15 protein-coding genes and 1 pseudogene are annotated in these 15295 nt (G+C 72.4%); 4 read left to right on the top strand and 12 right to left on the bottom strand.

All coding sequences use genetic code 11. The features are described from left to right. The 6 genes and pseudogenes from ACFXA3_RS14865 to ACFXA3_RS14840 all read right to left on the bottom strand — a co-directional run. Positions 1-926, bottom strand: a pseudogene (locus tag ACFXA3_RS14865) (hypothetical protein); the annotation flags it as partial. Positions 927-1266: 340 nt separating this feature from the next. Beyond that, positions 1267-2484: a precorrin-6y C5,15-methyltransferase (decarboxylating) subunit CbiE gene (gene cbiE / locus ACFXA3_RS14860; RefSeq protein WP_385186834.1), complete on the bottom strand. Its 1218-nt coding sequence runs from the start codon at positions 2482-2484 to the stop codon at positions 1267-1269. 79 nt (positions 2485-2563) lie between these two features. Beyond that, positions 2564-3265: a GNAT family N-acetyltransferase gene (locus ACFXA3_RS14855; RefSeq protein ID WP_385186832.1), complete on the bottom strand. Its 702-nt coding sequence runs from the start codon at positions 3263-3265 to the stop codon at positions 2564-2566. Positions 3266-3417: 152 nt separating this feature from the next. Beyond that, on the bottom strand, positions 3418-4281 hold the full coding sequence (locus ACFXA3_RS14850) for a MetQ/NlpA family ABC transporter substrate-binding protein (protein ID WP_385186830.1): 864 nt from the start codon (positions 4279-4281) through the stop codon (positions 3418-3420). A 121-nt stretch (positions 4282-4402) separates the two neighbouring features. Beyond that, complete coding sequence (locus tag ACFXA3_RS14845; protein ID WP_385186828.1) at positions 4403-5071, bottom strand: methionine ABC transporter permease; 669 nt, start codon at positions 5069-5071, stop codon at positions 4403-4405. Continuing rightward, positions 5068-6114, bottom strand: coding sequence for an ATP-binding cassette domain-containing protein (locus tag ACFXA3_RS14840; RefSeq protein WP_054226135.1), 1047 nt, complete (start codon positions 6112-6114; stop codon positions 5068-5070). Before ACFXA3_RS14840 ends, ACFXA3_RS14845 begins: the two co-directional genes overlap by 4 nt. Before the next feature lie 608 nt (positions 6115-6722). On the opposite strand from ACFXA3_RS14840, the gene ACFXA3_RS14835 reads away from it, so the two are divergent. Together ACFXA3_RS14835 and ACFXA3_RS14830 are read left to right on the top strand one after the other, a co-directional pair. Further along, entirely contained in the window at positions 6723-7091 is a 369-nt protein-coding gene (locus tag ACFXA3_RS14835; protein ID WP_385186825.1) for a hypothetical protein, read from the top strand. Next, the gene (locus ACFXA3_RS14830) at positions 7084-7503 is read left to right on the top strand and encodes a hypothetical protein (protein ID WP_385186823.1); all 420 of its coding nucleotides are present in this window, start codon (positions 7084-7086) and stop codon (positions 7501-7503) included. The genes ACFXA3_RS14835 and ACFXA3_RS14830 overlap by 8 nt, the downstream gene beginning before the upstream one ends. Before the next feature lie 3 nt (positions 7504-7506). Here ACFXA3_RS14830 and ACFXA3_RS14825 read toward each other — a convergent pair whose 3' ends face one another. The 3 genes from ACFXA3_RS14825 to ACFXA3_RS14815 all read right to left on the bottom strand — a co-directional run bounded on the left by ACFXA3_RS14825 (position 7507) and on the right by ACFXA3_RS14815 (position 9928). Next, on the bottom strand, positions 7507-8013 hold the full coding sequence (locus ACFXA3_RS14825) for a GNAT family N-acetyltransferase (RefSeq protein WP_054226132.1): 507 nt from the start codon (positions 8011-8013) through the stop codon (positions 7507-7509). Positions 8014-8050: 37 nt separating this feature from the next. After that, a complete protein-coding gene (locus ACFXA3_RS14820) occupies positions 8051-8590 on the bottom strand; it encodes a sigma-70 family RNA polymerase sigma factor (RefSeq protein ID WP_385186821.1) in 540 nt (179 codons plus the stop codon). A 138-nt stretch (positions 8591-8728) separates the two neighbouring features. Continuing rightward, a complete protein-coding gene (locus tag ACFXA3_RS14815; protein WP_385186819.1) occupies positions 8729-9928 on the bottom strand; it encodes a glycerophosphodiester phosphodiesterase in 1200 nt (399 codons plus the stop codon). A gap of 303 nt (positions 9929-10231) precedes the next feature. Here ACFXA3_RS14815 and ACFXA3_RS14810 point away from each other — a divergent pair, with 303 nt between their 5' ends. After that, positions 10232-10861: a lysophospholipid acyltransferase family protein gene (locus ACFXA3_RS14810; RefSeq protein WP_385186817.1), complete on the top strand. Its 630-nt coding sequence runs from the start codon at positions 10232-10234 to the stop codon at positions 10859-10861. 9 nt (positions 10862-10870) lie between these two features. Here ACFXA3_RS14810 and ACFXA3_RS14805 read toward each other — a convergent pair whose 3' ends face one another. The 3 genes from ACFXA3_RS14805 to ACFXA3_RS14795 form a co-directional block, all read right to left on the bottom strand. Next, positions 10871-12346, bottom strand: a complete 1476-nt coding sequence (locus tag ACFXA3_RS14805) for a membrane-associated oxidoreductase (RefSeq protein ID WP_385186836.1) — start codon at positions 12344-12346, stop codon at positions 10871-10873. Between the two features lie 69 nt (positions 12347-12415). Beyond that, positions 12416-13981 (bottom strand): MFS transporter, encoded by a 1566-nt coding sequence (locus ACFXA3_RS14800; RefSeq protein ID WP_385186815.1) that lies wholly within the window; start codon positions 13979-13981, stop codon positions 12416-12418. Continuing rightward, positions 13978-14529 (bottom strand): TetR/AcrR family transcriptional regulator, encoded by a 552-nt coding sequence (locus ACFXA3_RS14795; RefSeq protein WP_385186813.1) that lies wholly within the window; start codon positions 14527-14529, stop codon positions 13978-13980. Before ACFXA3_RS14795 ends, ACFXA3_RS14800 begins: the two co-directional genes overlap by 4 nt. Positions 14530-14613: 84 nt before the next feature. Here ACFXA3_RS14795 and ACFXA3_RS14790 point away from each other — a divergent pair, with 84 nt between their 5' ends. Next, positions 14614-15129 (top strand): HAD domain-containing protein, encoded by a 516-nt coding sequence (locus ACFXA3_RS14790; protein ID WP_385186811.1) that lies wholly within the window; start codon positions 14614-14616, stop codon positions 15127-15129. Positions 15130-15295 lie beyond the last annotated feature (166 nt).

The following is a 15295-nucleotide window of genomic DNA, read 5'->3' as shown; positions in this document are numbered from 1 at the left end:
GGGGCGGGGTCGGGGACCGGCTCCGGCTGCGGGGGGGCGGGGGCTTCGGCGCTCCCGGGCGCCCCGGGGGCCACGCCGGGCTCCGCGGCGGCCGCGGGCTCGGCGGCGGCCCCCGGCGCGGCGGTGGCCGCGGGCTCGGCGGTGGCCACCGGTTCGGGAGCGGCAGCGGGCTCGGGAGCGGCCACGGGCACCGGCTCCGCCGGCCACGGCGCACCGGCCTGCGGCGGGATCGCGCCGGGCTGCGGCGCGGCCGGCGCGGCGGCGGCCTCGGGACGCGGGACGTCCAGGTACTCGGGTCCGATGGTCGGCGGTCCGGCCACCTGGACCGGAACCGGCGCCACGGCGGCGGGCGCCACGGGGGCCGGCGGGGCCACGGGCGCGCTCACCGCGGCCGCGACGGGCATGACGGGCGCCGCCGCCGGAGCGGCGGCCGGACCCCGGTCGGCGAGGGAACGTACGACGCCGCCGGTGGCCTCGGGCACGGGCGGGCCCATGTGCAGGGGCCGGCGCGGGGCCGCGGCCGGGGCGGCGGGCGCGGCCGGCGGGGCGGCCGCGGGCGGCGGGACCACGAGACCGCCGAGGTCGAGCGCGCCGGAGTCGCGGCCTCCGGCCTCGTGCGCACCGGCGCTGTACGAGGAGTCGGCGTAGGCGGCGTCGGGGAATCCGGGGTAGGCGGGCTCGGCGTAGCCGGCCGGCGCCTCGGGGTACTCGGCGTAGGGCGCGTCGCCGTAGGAGGTCTCGACGGGGAAGACCGGCGCCGGCGGGACGACCTGGGGGTCGCTCCACGCGCCCTGGCCGCTCGGCATCAGCAGCAGTTCCTCGTCCTCCGGCTCGGCCGGGTCGTCCACGAGGTCCTGGAAGGCGTAGCCGCCCTGGACGGGTGCCTGGTGCTGGACCGGAGCGGGAATGCCCTGCTGATCCACCATGCCCGCATTGTCCGGGAGACCCTCGCCCGGTACCTGGCCGGTGTCAGTCATGCGTACCCCTCGCCCATCGGTGTTGCCTCTTCGATCGCCCGGCCCCCCACGAGGCCGCCGGGCGGCTTTGCCGTGCGGGGCTGCCGGGCGGCGTGTCCGTCTCCCGTACACCCCGCGCGACAACCCGTAAGCATTGTCGCGCCCGTTCGCGACCATGGCGGCCATTACCGCCGCGGTCTGCTGTGGACTGCGCCACGTCGCGCGTCCCACGGTGCCGTCACCCCAGGTCAAACCGGGGCAGTACGGCCAGGTCGGTACGACGGTCGGACAGCCTACCCCGGCCTCCGCGCTAGCGGTTCACGGGGCGTTCGGCTGCCAGGAGGAAGACGACGGAACGGTCCTGTTCACCCCACGTACGGGTGTCCAGGCCGACGGACTGGAGGAGCGCGCACTCGACGGTGTAGCCGCCCTCGGTGAGCGCCCGGCCGATGGCCTCGGCCTCGTCGCGGGTGGAGGCGTGGCTGACGATCCGTTCGGGGCGGCGGTCGGCGACGGCGCGGGCGACCTCGGCTCCCCCGCCGCCGACGCGGACGACGTCGGGTTCGGGGAGGTCCTCCAGTACGTGCGGTGCGCGGCCCGCGACGACCTGGAGCTGCACGCCGCGGTCGCGGGCGGCGGCAGTTGCCCGCTCGCAGGCCCGCGGGTCGGCGTCGACGGCGATGACGGCCGCGCCGAACGCGGCGGCCTCCACCGCGAGGGCTCCGGAGCCGGTGCCGATGTCCCAGACGAGGTCGCCGGTGCGCGGGCCGAGCCGGGCGAGCTGGGCGGCGCGCAGCGGCGCCGACTCCCCTTCGCCGGCGTCCGGCCCGGGGCGGGCCCAGCCGCGGGGGCCGCTCTGGGCGGGGCTCTGGCCGAGGAGCCATGCCGGTTCGGCGGCCGCGGAGGGGGCGGCGGAGGCGGCGGCCTGTCCGCCGATGACGATCACGACGTTGGGGTCGCGCCAGCTGTGGTCGGCGGCCCGGTCGGAGGTGAGGACGGTCACCTGTTCCCGGGCGGTGCCGAGCTCCTCGCAGATGACGAAGGTGCGGTGGACCCCGCCGAGCAGCAGGGCGAGTTCGGCGGGGCCGGCGCCGGGCGAGGTGAGGACGGCGACCTTGGGGTGGGCGCGGCAGACGTTGACGGCGCGGCGCAGGGTGCGGGGGTGGGCGACGACGACCTGGGCGTCGTCCCAGGGCATGCCGGCGCGGGCGAAGGCGGCGGCGACGGAGGACACGGCGGGGACGACCTCGACCTCCAGGCCGTGCTCCGGGGCGCGCAGGGTGCGTACGGCTCCGAAGAAGCCGGGGTCGCCGTCGGCGAAGACGACGGCGGTGCCGCGGTGGCCGGCGATGCGGCGGGCGGCGAGGCCGAGGCTGCCCAGGCGGATGCGCTCGGCGGTGGGCGGGACCTCGGGGAGTGCGAGGTGGTGCCCGGCGCCGGCCACGAGGGTGGCGGCGGAGAGCGCGGACCGGGCGGCCGCGGTCAGGGGCGAGCCGTCCCAGCCGATCACCGTGACCCGGTCGGCCATCGTCGTCAGTCTCCTGGTGTGGGGGTGGGCGGAGGTTCGCCGGCGGGGGCGGGCACGGTGAGACTACCCGGTCATCGGGTCAGCTCCAGTCGGCGCCGACGGCGCCCGCCTGTGCTCCGCGGCCGTATCCGTATCCGTCGCGGCCGTAGCCGTCGCGGCCGTACGCGTCGTGGTCGTGGTAGCCGTGCTCGTCGCCGATGTCCTCGATGTCCTCGGGGACGAGGCTCCAGACGATGAGGTCGGTGCGGGTGTCCGCCCAGGAGCCGTCGGGGTTCTGGGTGCGCACCATCCACGCGTTGCGCAGGACGCCCTCGCTGATGCAGCCGATCTTCTGGGCCACTTGCTGGGAGGCGGTGTTGTCGGCGGCGGTGCGCAGTTCGAGGCGTTCGAAGCCCTGGTCGCGGAAGAGCCATTGGGCGACGGCGAGCACGGACTCGCTGGCGTAGCCCTCGCCGCGGGCCCAGGGGGCGGTGACGTAACCGACCTCGGTGCTGAGGGTGCGCCAGTTGGTGTTCTGGAGGTGCACGATGCCGACGAGGCGCTGGGTGAGGAACTCGGCGACGGCGAAGACGATCCCCCTGCCCTCGGTGCGCTCCGCGTGGGAGTTCCGGGTGGCCCAGGCGTGGGCGTCGGCGTGGGTGTAGGGGTGCGGTACGGAGGTCCAGGCGGTGACGTGCTCGTCGTTCATCATCTCGGCGAGCGCGGTGACGTCCTCCCCGTCGAAGGGGCGCAGCACCAGCCGGTCCGTGCTGATGGTGACGTCCGGGAAGGTGGTAGTCATGCGCAGCTCCATGCCGTTGCTGGACCTTTGTGCGGGCCGTAGGCACAGCATGCAGCATCGACGGGGGGATGTGGCGGCCGGGTTGCCCGGAAGCGGGCAGCGTTCGGCCCCGCACGCCCGGCGGGCGGTACGGGGCCGGACAGCGGTGACGATCAGGCCTGCGGGGCACCGAAGGCCGGGATGACCGAGCCCTGGTACTTGTCCTCGATGAACTTCTTGACCTCGTCGGAGCCCAGGAGCTTGGCGAGCTTCTCGATCCGCGGGTCCTTCTCGTGGCCGGCCTTCACCGCGAGGAAGTTGGCGTACGGGTTGCCCTCGGCCTTCTCCAGGACGAGCGCGTCCTTGGCGGGCGAGAGCTTGGCCTCCAGGGCGTAGTTGCCGTTGATGACCGCGGCGTCCACGTCGTTCAGGGCGCGCGGGACCGTGGCGGCCTCCAGCTCCTTGAACTCCAGGCCCTTCTTGTCGGTGATGTCCGACAGCTTGGCGCCGGTGCCGACGCCTTCCTTGAGGGTGATCAGGTTGTTCGCGGCGAGCAGCTGGAGCGCGCGGCCCTCGTTGGTGGTGTCGTTGGGGACGGCGACGGTCTGGCCGGCCTTGATGTCGGTGAGGGCCTTGACCTTCTTGGAGTAGAGGCCGAGCGGCTCCAGGTGCACGTTCACGACGGGCACGATGTGGGTGCCGTTCTTCTTGTTGAAGTCGTCGAGGTACGGCTTGTGCTGGAAGTAGTTGCCGTCGACCTGGCCCTGCTCGGTGGCGGTGTTGGGGAGCACGTAGTCCGTGAACTCCTTCACCTCCAGCTTGAGGCCTTCCTTGGCCGCGAGCTTGTCCTTCACGAAGTTGAGGATGTCGGCGTGCGGGCTAGGGGAGGCCGCGATGACGAGGGGCTTGCTCTCGTCGGCCTTGCCGCCGTCGGCCTTGGTGGAGGACGGGTCCGAGGAGCTGCCGCAGGCGGTGAGGCCGAGGGCGAGCGCGGCGGAGGCGGCGGCGAAGGCGGTGGCCTTGATGTTCTTACGCACGAAGAGTGCCTTTCATTGCGGTGCAAGTGCGCAGGTCGTGCGCGGTTCTTGCGGGTGGTGGCCCAAGCACGACAAGTGCGGGCTTTCTGGGGGTGGGGAAGTCCGGTGCGGCCCGGGGGCCTCAGGCGGTCCGGCCGCGGCGGGCGAGCAGGCGTACGGCGACGTCGCCGATCAGCTGGATCACCGTGACGATGGCGATCAGGACCACGACGGTGGCGAGCATGAAGCCGGTCTCGAAGCGCTGGAAGCCGTAGGTGATGGCCTTGGAGCCGAGGCCCTCGCCGCCGACCGCGCCGGCCATGGCGGAGTAGCCGATCAGCGTGATCAGGGTGGTGGTGACGGCGGCGACCAGGGAGGGCAGGGCCTGCGGGAGGAGCACCTTGCCGACCAGGGTGGGGACGCCTCCGCCCATGGACTCGACGGCCTCGATCAGGCCGTGGTCCACCTCGCGGACGGCCGTCTCGACGAGGCGGGCGAAGAAGGGGATGGCGCCGATGGCGAGCGGGACGATCATGGCCGTGGGGCCGATGAAGGTGCCGACGACGGCGGTGGTGACCGGGATCAGGGCGATCAGCAGGATGATGAACGGCAGCGAGCGGCCTATGTTCACGATCACGCCGAGGACCTTGTTGAGCGGCCGGTTCTGCAGGAGGCCGCCCTTGTCCGTGAGGACGAGGAGGATGCCGATGGGCAGTCCGCCGAGGACGGTCACCAGCGTGGACCACAACACCATGTAGAGGGTGTCGTACGTGCCCTGGGTGAGCAGGGGCTGCATCTCGGACCAGGTCATCGGGCACCGTCCTTGACCAGTTCGGCCAGCTCGTTGTCGATCTCGTCGACGACGTCGACCTGGAGGCCCTGCTCGCGCAGGAAGCCCACCGGCACGACGTTGTCCTCGTAGCGGCCGGGCAGCTCGATGCGCATGCGGCCGATCTGGCGGCCCGCGACGGTGTCCATCGCGGCGCCGAGGATCGAGATGTCGATGTTGTACGTCCGCGACAGCTGGGAGATGACCGGCTGGGTGGCGGCGTCGCCGTGGAAGGTGACGTCGATGACCGTGCGGTCGGGGCCGGTGGCGGCTCCGCTGACGGGGAAGAGTTCGCCGGCGAGTTCGGAGCCGGGGGTGGCGAGCAGTTCGGCGACGGTGCCGGACTCGATGATCCGGCCCTGCTTCATCAGGGCGGCCGAGTCGCAGACGGTCTTGACGACGTCCATCTCGTGGGTGATGAGCAGGACGGTCAGGCCGAGCTGCTGGTTGAGGTCGCGCAGCAGCTGGAGGATCGAGCGGGTGGTCTCGGGGTCCAGGGCGCTGGTGGCCTCGTCGGAGAGGAGCACCTTGGGGTCGCCGGCCAGGGCGCGGGCGATGCCGACGCGCTGCTTCTGGCCGCCGGAGAGCTGGCCGGGGTAGGCCTTGGCCTTGTCGGCGAGGCCGACGAGGTCGAGGAGTTCGAGGGCCTTGCGGGAGCGCTCGCGGCCGGAGACGCCGAGGATCTCCAGGGGCAGTTCGACGTTGCCCTGGACGGTGCGCGAGGACAGCAGGTTGAAGTGCTGGAAGACCATGCCGATGCGGCTGCGGGCCTCGCGGAGTTCCTTGCCGGCGCGGCGGCCGCGGCCGGCCAGCGCGGTGAGGTCGACGCCGTCGACGGTCACCGTGCCGGTGGTGGGGCGCTCCAGCAGGTTCACGCAGCGGATCAGGGAGGACTTGCCGGCGCCGCTCTGGCCGATGACTCCGTATACCTCGCCCTCGCGGACGTGCAGGTCGACGCCGTCCAGGGCGGTGACCTCGCGGCCACGGGACTGGTAGACCTTCGTGAGGCCCGATGTGGTGATCACAGGATTTCCGTCGCTGTCGAGTGCGCGGCGCAGCGGGTGCCGGGCACGGGGCAAACATCTGGGGCGCGATACGGGGCGAACCGGGATTTATCGGCGGTTCTCACGCATGCGCGGGGCAGGGAGCGATCCGGTCCTTACTGCTGTGCAGTGGTGGGGCGGACGGGCTCGGCCGGTCTCGCTTCGGGGCGCGAGACGCAGGAGAGGGGCCCTCAGAAGGCGCACATTCGACACATACAACGAGCACCGGGCGTCGTGGTCGCCTCGGTCGCAAGGGTGCGGCTGCTCGTCGTGGTCATGGGCCCAAGTAAAGCAGACGTATCCCTTCACCGATCAAAGCTGTCCGGATAGCGGACGGATTCTGGTCGCATAGCGGACAGGCCCGGTCCGTCCGGGACCCTCGTCGGCACCGCGGTTGCGCCATGGCTGACCTGCACGGACACCGCCGGCAGCGGCCCGTGCGGGCGGGGCCTCGGGAGCCCCTCGGCGGGGCGGGCTGTGGTCAAGGCCACGGCTCGGCGGACGGCGGGCGGGGGCGCCGCGTCCCGCGTCGCGGGCCCGGGGCCAGGGGTGCGGACACCGGGTCTTTCGGCCCGTAATACCCTCGCTGCATGTTCGACGCCCTGACGGCCGCCCTCGGCGCGACCGCACTCGCCCTCGCCGCCTGGTGCGCATTCGCCGCCTGGCGGGACCAGCCGACCAAGGACTGGCACTTCATCGGCATGGCCGTGGTGAGCGTGCTCGCGCTGGCCCAGCTGGTGATCGGGCTGGTGCAGCTGGCCCGGGGCGAGAAGGCCGACGAGGGCTCGGTGATCTTCGTGGCCTACCTGATCGGCGCCTTCGCGGCCGTCCCGGCCGCCGGACTGCTCTCTTTGACCGAGCGCACCAAGTGGGGCTCGGTGACGGTGGCCGCGGGTGCGGTCGTCCTCGCCGTGCTGGAAGTGCGCCTCTACGACATCTGGGGGACCCCCGGTGCCTGACACGACGGCCGCCACCACGCCGGGCGAACGCAAGCGGCTGGTCTCCGGGCCGGGGCTGCTGCTGGTCTGGCTGTACGGGGTGATGGTGGTGGGCGCGCTGTCGCGCTCGGTCTACCAGATCTCCACCGAGTTCGACCGGGCGCCGCTGGCGTACGCGCTGTCCGCCGCGGCGGCCCTGGTCTACGCCTTCATCACGTACTCGCTGGTGCGCGGCGGGGAGACGGCCCGCAGGGCGGCGCGGATCTGCTGCGCCGCCGAGCTGACCGGCGTACTGGCCGTGGGCACCTGGACGCTGGTGCGCCCGGAGGCCTTCCCGGACGCCACCGTGTGGTCGGACTTCGGAATGGGCTACCTGTTCATCCCGGTGATCCTGCCGGTCACCGGGATGCTCTGGCTGCGCGCAAAGCGCTGAGGCTCAGGCGCTGACCGCGAAGTCGGCCGCGTCGGTGGCCTCCTTCTCCAGGATCACGAGGCGCACGCCGTCGGAAGCGGTGCGGCCGCCGACCTGTACGTAGCCGGCCTTGCGGTAGAGACGCAGGTTGGACTCGCTCTTGTGCCCGGTGTGCAGGCGGAAGCGGGTGGTCTCGCCGTGGCCGGCGAGGGCCTCCTCGACGGCGCGCAGCAGCCGGGCGCCGAGCCCGTGGCCCTGCAGGCGCGGGTGGACGCAGAGCTTGGCGATCTTGCCGGTGCCGTCCTCGTCGACGCTGCCGCGCACGGTGCCGACCACTTCGTCGCCGAGCCGGGCCACGAGCACCGTGTCCGACTCCAGCTCGGCCTTGAGGGAGTCCAGGGTCTGGGTGAGCGGCTGGATGAGGTAGTTCCCGTACAGCTCGGCCTCGCGCTGGAACGCCAGGTACTGCAGTTTGAGGATCTGCTCAGTGTCCCCGGCAGCTGCCGCCGAAATGGTCACGCTCATGCCCATGTGCGCATGCCTCCCGCTCACCTGGTAGCCCGTTGGTCTACCGCTCCCTTCCCCGAAGGCGAGGAGCCGCAACCTCTGACGCGAGCATTCTGCGCAGACATCCCAGGCATCGGGAACGCACGGGCCCCAAACTTCCTTGTGAGATACCCAACTCTCCTGCGATTTCACGGTAGGTGAGGTCCCTGGGCGAAAGAAGTGCCCCCATCAGCTCCGGGCACCGTCCGGGCAATCGGGCGACGGCCGATCGGAGGGCCCGGTTCTCCTCCCCGTGCAGCAGGGCGTCTTCGGGTCCGGCGCCCACGCGCCCGGGCCGGGGGCCGTCGTCGAGGTGGTGGCGGTGGCCGTACGGGATCTCGCGGCGGGCGCGGCGGCGGGCGAGCCGGGCTTCCGCGCGCACGGCCCGGCGCAGCCAGCGCGCCGGCTCGGCGGGGGCGGGGTCGTGTTCCAGCAGCCTGACCCAGACGGCTTGTTCCAGGTCGGCCGCCTCCACTCCGGTGCCCGGGGCCTCCGCGGCCGCCTCGGCGGAGAGCAGCGGGCCCAGTTCGTTCAGGAGGTCGGAGTCCTTCAGCAGGTCCATGCCGGGCGGGACGCGCGGGCCGTGCCCCGCGGTTTCCCCGCCCGGCACAGCCCACCCGTACGTGATATTCCGCTTATCTGTTGACAGGTGGCGTGCGCGGAGTCTGTCCGAAAGACGCCCCCGCCGGCCGTGCGACCGCTACCGGCCGCGACCCGGGCGGAAGGCCTCGGCCGCGAGCAGTCCGGTGTCCGCGTTGTCCGTGAAGATGCCGTCGATGCCCTGTTCGAAGTACGTCCTGAACGCGCCGAAGGCGTCCCCGTACGCGGTCGGGTCGGCGCCCTTTCGGTACTCGGCCGGCAGGAAGGTGTTCTCGTTGCGCGCGGTGTAGGGGTGCAGCACCAGCCCGTTGGCGTGGGCGTCCTTGACCAGCGTGGTCGGGGCGCCGAGCTTCCCGGCCGCGTCGCGCGGGAGGATGAGGTCCATGGTGGGGCCGATGCCCTGGGCGAACCCGGCGATCCACTTCAGGCCCTCGGGCTTGACCAGGTCCGTCACGGTCCGCGGGTCCTTGGCCTGTTCGAAGTCCCAGGGCCGGGTGCCCGCGGCGCCCAGCAGCACCACGCGGGGCGCGGAGACCAGCCGGGACAGCCGCTGGATGCTGGAGGGCTCGAACGACTGGAGGAACAGCGGGGCGTTGTGCCCGTCCCGGCCGTAGCGGCGCAGCAGCCTGGCGAGGGGCTCCTCCAGGCCCAGGCCCAGGCCCCGGAAGTAGGTGGGGTGCTTGGTCTCGACGTGCAGCCAGATGCGCTTGCCGCGCCGCTTGCCCTCCCGGTCGGCCCAGCGCAGCACCTCCTCGAACGTGGGCACGTCCCACCGGCCGTCGTAGAGGGTGTTGCGCTGGCGGACCGCGGGGATGCGCTCCTTGGCCCGCAGGGTCTTCAGCTCGGCGAGGGTGAAGTCCTCGGTGAACCAGCCCGTGACCGCGACCCCGTCGACCGACTTGGTCGTACGGCGGGCGGCGAACCCGGGGTGGTCGGCGACGTCGGTGGTGCCGCCTATCTCGTTCTCGTGGCGGCACACCAGGTGGCCGTCCTTGGTGGGCACCAGGTCCTGCTCGACGACGTCGGCGCCCAGGTCGAGGGCGAGCCCGTACGAGCCGAGGGTGTGCTCGGGCCGGTAGCCGCAGGCCCCGCGGTGGCCGATGACCAGCGGCACCGGCAGGTCCCGGTAGCCGCCGCCGTGGCGCACGTCGGCCGCGTACGCCGCCTCGGCCGGGTCCGCGGCCGGGGCGGCCGTCTGCGCGGCCGAGGCGGATCCCGCCGGGAGTCCGGCGATGCCGCCGCCCGCCGCCATGACGGCCGCGCCCAGGACCGTACGCCGTGCTGCCCCACCCTGCGTCATGAGTGCCACTCCTGTCGTCTGTGAGGGCCGGGCGGTCCCCGGGGTCTCCGGCTTCCCGCGGCCCGATTCGGCGTGGCGATCGTAGGCAGCGGCCGGTGGCGCGGGGGTGGGCCTGCGGGGAACATGGCGGAAACGTGCGTCAACACTGCGTATCCACCTCGTGAACCCGATGTGCACTCGGAGCTGACCCGCGAGTATCGTCCTCACCTGCACTACCGCCGTGTGGTGCGAAACCCGCTTTTCGATGCCGGAGGGCTCACGTTGTTCCGTACATCGCTCATCAAAGCCACTGTCGGGCCGGTCATGCGCATGATGTTCCGCACCCGCGTGGAGGGCATCGAGAACATTCCGGGCACCGGACCGGTGATCCTGGCGGGCAACCACCTCACCTTCATCGACTCCATGATCCTCCCGCTGGTGTGCGACCGTACGGTGCACTTCATCGGCAAGGACGAGTACGTGACGGGCAAGGGCGTCAAGGGCCGCGCCATGGCCTGGTTCTTCACCGGGGCCGGCATGATCCCGGTCGACCGTGACGGCGCCAACGGCGGCGTCGCCGCCCTGATGACCGGCCGCCGCATCCTGGAGGAGGGCAAGATCTTCGGGATCTACCCCGAGGGCACCCGCTCCCCCGACGGCCGCCTCTACCGCGGCCGCACCGGCATCGCCCGCCTGACCCTGATGACCGGCGCCCCGGTGGTCCCGTTCGCGATGATCGGCACCGACAAGCTCCAGCCGGGCGGCGCGGGCATGCCGCGCCCGGGCCGGGTCACCGTCCGCTTCGGCGAGCCGATGGAGTTCTCGCGCTACGAGGGCATGGACCGCGACCGGTACGTGCTGCGCGCCGTCACCGATTCGGTGATGGCCGAGGTCATGCGGCTCTCGGGCCAGGAGTACGTGGACATGTACGCCACCAAGGCGAAGGCCGCGTAGCCGCGGCCCCTACTGCCGTTGGAGTGACCGGCTGACGCCCGCCGCGGTCGTCGTGGCGAGGATCCAGCCGGTCACGATCAGCACGTACGACAGCCACTGGTACCAGCCGTTCGGCGCGAAGGCGCCCTCCTGGCCGAAGCCGACGATCGGCAGCATCAGGTCGATCGTGTAGAACACCGGATTGAATTCCGGCGCCTCGCCCGCCTTGAGCTCCCTCGGCGGGTGCAGACCGTACGCGATCGAGCCCGTCAGCAGCAGCGCCGCCAGCCAGCCCGCCGCGCGCAGCGGCCGGAAGCCGTAGCCGACGGTGGCGTCCTGGAGCAGCCCCCAGGCCCTGGCGTGCCGGGGCAGGGTGCTCCGGTGCCGGCGCAGCTTGGCGAGCTGTACGGTGCGGGCTCCCGCCTCGTCGCCCACCGTGCGGTAGGCCGCGCCGAGCTGCTCGTACGCGTAGGGGAGGTATCCCGACTCCTCCCGCTCCAGCGCGGGCAGCCGCTGCTCCGCGGGCAGGTGCGGGTGCAGCACCCGGTAGGTGAGCCCGTCGGCGCGGACCACGGGCGGCCAGGTGTCGGGTTCGGCGTAGAGCATGTCCAGCTGGGTGCGGCGCAGGTTGACGATGCCCTCGATGGGCGGGCACTTGCGGAGCCAGAACTCGCCGATCACGCAGCTGCTGGCGCGCAGGGCCACTCCGTCCCGGTTGGCCAGCCGTGCGCGGGTGAGCATCAGCTGGCCGGGGATCCGGGCACCGGTGAGGTTGACCATCCCCTCGGCTTCCAGCCGGTGGCCGCGCAGATCGGTGCCGACGGAGACCGTCTCGGCGTGGAGGGCGATCCCGCCGGGGTTGATCAGCTTGGCCCGGTCCATGCTGATCAGGCCGGCGACGGTGGCGCCGTTGAGGCGGAGCTGGCCGTGGACGGTGAGCTCGTCCGCGATGATGTCGGTGCCTATTTCGGCGTGGTTGAGCTGGAGCGGGGGCTCGCCGTCCTCGTCGGGCAGGGTACCGGGACGGATCACCGTTCCCTGGAGGAAGAGGCCGCCGGCTATCCGCGCGCCGGTGAGGCGGACCGGACCGGTGACACGACAGCAGTCCAGCCGCACCGTGATGTCCACGCTGAGGGTGGAAGCGGTCAGTCCGGGCAGCGCCGAATCGGTCAGGACCAGGGCCCGCAGCCGGGCCCCGTACAACTGCGGCTTGCGCTCGAACCAGCAGGCGCGGAGCCGGATCGGATGCTCGATGGCCGCGTACTTGAGGTCCAGCTTGCCGATGATCCGGACGCCCCGCACGTTGACCCCGGGAACCTGCCCCGACGGCGTGGGGTTGCTGAGCAGGAGGGCGGCGATCACGTCGGCGCGGACGGTCCGCTCGGGCCCCCAGTAGTGTCCGTCGGAGGCGTCCTCGTCGGGGTCCTCCCGGAAGTCGACGCCCTCGCCGCGCGGAAAGGCTTCGCATACGCGGCGTTCGGCCGGGGTCAGTTCGGTGATCTCCATCGCCGGGATGGTGTCCCGCACGCCGACGTGGTGTCAACTGCGTTCGGGACGACCGTCCCTGGGGGTGCGTCAGTGTGTGACGCCGTCCTGGAGCCGCTGTCCCCTGAGCAGGAACCAGGCGGCGACCGCCGTGGCCAGCAGGACGGCCGCACCGACGCCGGAGGCGAACCGCAGGCCGTCCACGAAGGCGCCCTGGGCGGCGGCGACCATGGTCTGCGCGGTCGCCGGGTCCACCGCCTTGGCGGCTTCGACGGCGCCGCCCAGCGATTCGTGCGCGGCGTCGGCGACGGGCCCGGGGACCGAGGCCGGGGCGGTGAAGCCCTGGTAGACGCCGGTGACGATGGAGCCGAGCAGGGCGATGCCGAGGGCCGCGCCGAGTTCGTACGCGGTCTCGGAGACGGCCGAGGCCGAACCGGCCTGCTCCTTGGGGACGCTGGAGAGGATCACGTCGGCGGTGACGGTGAAGGAGAAGCCGGCGCCGAGGCCGACGACCAGCAGCGCCGCGCCGAGCAGCGGGTAGCCGCTCTCCTTGTGGATCAGGGTGAGCGCGCCGAGCGCGAGCCCGATGGCCGCGAGGCCGCCGGTCACGATGGACCGTACCGAGTACCGGCGGGCGTACCGGCCGGCGACCAGGCCGGTGACCACCGCGCCGATGGCGGCGGGCAGTTCGGCCAGGCCCGCCTCCAGGGGGTCGCGCCCCTGGACGAGCTGGAGGAACTGGGAGAGGAAGAAGACGAGGCCGGACAGGCCGAAGACGGTCAGCAGGTCGGCCAGGACCGCGCCGGAGAAGCCGCGGTGCTTGAACAGCCGCATGTCGAGCAGCGGCGACGGCAGGCTGAACTGGCGGCGGACGAAGGCGTACAGGCATGCGGCGCCGAGGGCCGCGGCGGCGCCGACGCCCCAGGTCACGCCGTGGGTGGCGACTTCCTTGACGGCGTAGACGACGCCGATGACACCGACCAGCGAGAGGGCGACGCTGACCAGGTCCCAGGGGCCGGCGACCGGGTTCTTGGACTCGGGCAGCAGCTTGATGCCGACGAGGACCAGGGCGATCATGACGGGCAGGTTGATGAGGAAGACCGAACCCCACCAGAAGTGCTGGAGCAGGGCTCCGCCGACGACGGGTCCGATGGCCGCGCCGGCCGAGGCGGTGGCGCCCCAGATGCCGATGGCGAGGCTGCGCTCCTTGGCGTTGTGGAATATGTTCCGGATCAGCGCGAGGGTCGACGGCATCAGCGTCGCGCCGGCCACGCCGAGCAGGGCCCGGGCCACGATCATCATCTCGGGGGTGGTGGCGTAGGCGTTGAGGACGGAGACGGCACCGAAGGCGGTCGCGCCGACCAGGAGCAGCTTCTTGCGGCCGATGCGGTCACCGAGGGAGCCCATGGAGACGAGCAGGCCGGCGATGACGAACGAGTAGATGTCGCCGATCCACAGCAGCTGGGTGCCGGACGGCTTGAGGTCCTCGCTGAGGGAGGGTGTGGCGAGACCGAGTACGGTGGCGTCCACCGCGACCAGCAGGACGGCCAGGACGAGCACGGAGAGCGCCAGCCAGCGCCCCCTGCTCCCCCTGCCCGACGTGCCCCTGATCGCCTCCGTCCCCTTCTCCCGGGTCAGCTGTTCGTTGCGGCTCATTTCTCCACGCTCCGTCGTGCGCCACCGAGCAACAGCTCGATGATCATGTATTGGAAGTCCTTGGCGGCGACCCGGCCGTCCATGACGGCCCAGGCGCAGGTGCCGATGAGGCCGTAGAGGGCCTCGGTGAGCCAGGCGGGGCTCAGGTCGATCCTGATGTCGCCCTCCTCCTGGCCGCGCCGGAAGAGCGCGCTGACGCGGGCGTCGAGCCGGGCCCATCCCTCGTTGACCTGGTCGCCCTCGAAGAGCTGGTTCTCGGTGACGAGGAAGGCCAGCAGCTGGGCGTCCCGTTCGGCCTCGGCGACCAGCCGGCGCAGCGCCTCGACGGCGGTCCCCTCGTCGAGGCGGGCCGTGTCGAAGGCCGCTTCGAACCGGCGGATGCCGAGTTCCTCCAGGGCCCGTACGAGGGCGTCGCGCCCGGCGAAGTGCCGGTGGAGGGTCGCGCGGCCGATGCCCGCGGCGCGGGCGACCTCGTCCATCGTGGCGGTCGATTTGCGGGAGAGCAGGGCTGCGGCGTCGCGGAGCACCTGGTCACGGTCCATGGCCATGAGACAAGCATACCCCGAATGAGACATGGATGTCTCATTCGAAATTCAGGTGCCTCCTGGCGCCCCGAACGGAAAGCTGACGAGATGACGCCCAGACCCTTGCTGCTGATCGACGTGGACGGCCCGCTGAACCCCTACGCGGCCCAGGCCGAGCGCCGCCCGCCGGGGTACTCCACGCACCGGATGCGCCCGACCGGCTGGACGGAAGCGGAGAGCCGCAAACCGCTCCGCGTCTGGCTGAACCGCGCCCACGGCGCGGAGCTGCTCGCCCTGGCGCGCTCGTACGAGCTGGTCTGGGCGACCACCTGGAAGGACGAGGCGAACGACTGGATAGGCCCGCACCTGGGCCTGCCGCGGCTGCCCTGCATCGACTGGCCGCAGATGCACGGGCGGGCCCCGCGGGGCACCTTCTGGAAGACCCAGTACATCCTGGAATACGCGGGCACACGGGAGTTCGCGTGGATCGACGACGACATCACGGCGATGGACCGGGAGTACGTGGAGCAGCGGCATCCGGCGAGGGCGCTGCTGCTGCGCATCGACGAGCGGATCGGCCTGACCCGGCAGGACTTCGACAGGCTCGCCGACTGGGCGGGGTGACGGCGGCCCGGGACGGCCACCCCGGACGGACGGCCCGGGACGGACGGCGCCGGACGGGCGGCCCGGGACCGGCGCGGCCGGGCGCGAAGGCCGGGCCCCGGGGATGCCGCACGGCGACTTCCCCGGGGCCGGGCACACGACGGAGGGGCGGCCGGAGCGTGGGCTC

Source organism: Streptomyces sp. NPDC059456 (assembly GCF_042750055.1).
Lineage (GTDB): Bacteria > Actinomycetota > Actinomycetes > Streptomycetales > Streptomycetaceae > Streptomyces.
Note: the sequence above shows the minus strand (reverse complement) of the source record. Positions and strands in the feature narration are given on the sequence as shown.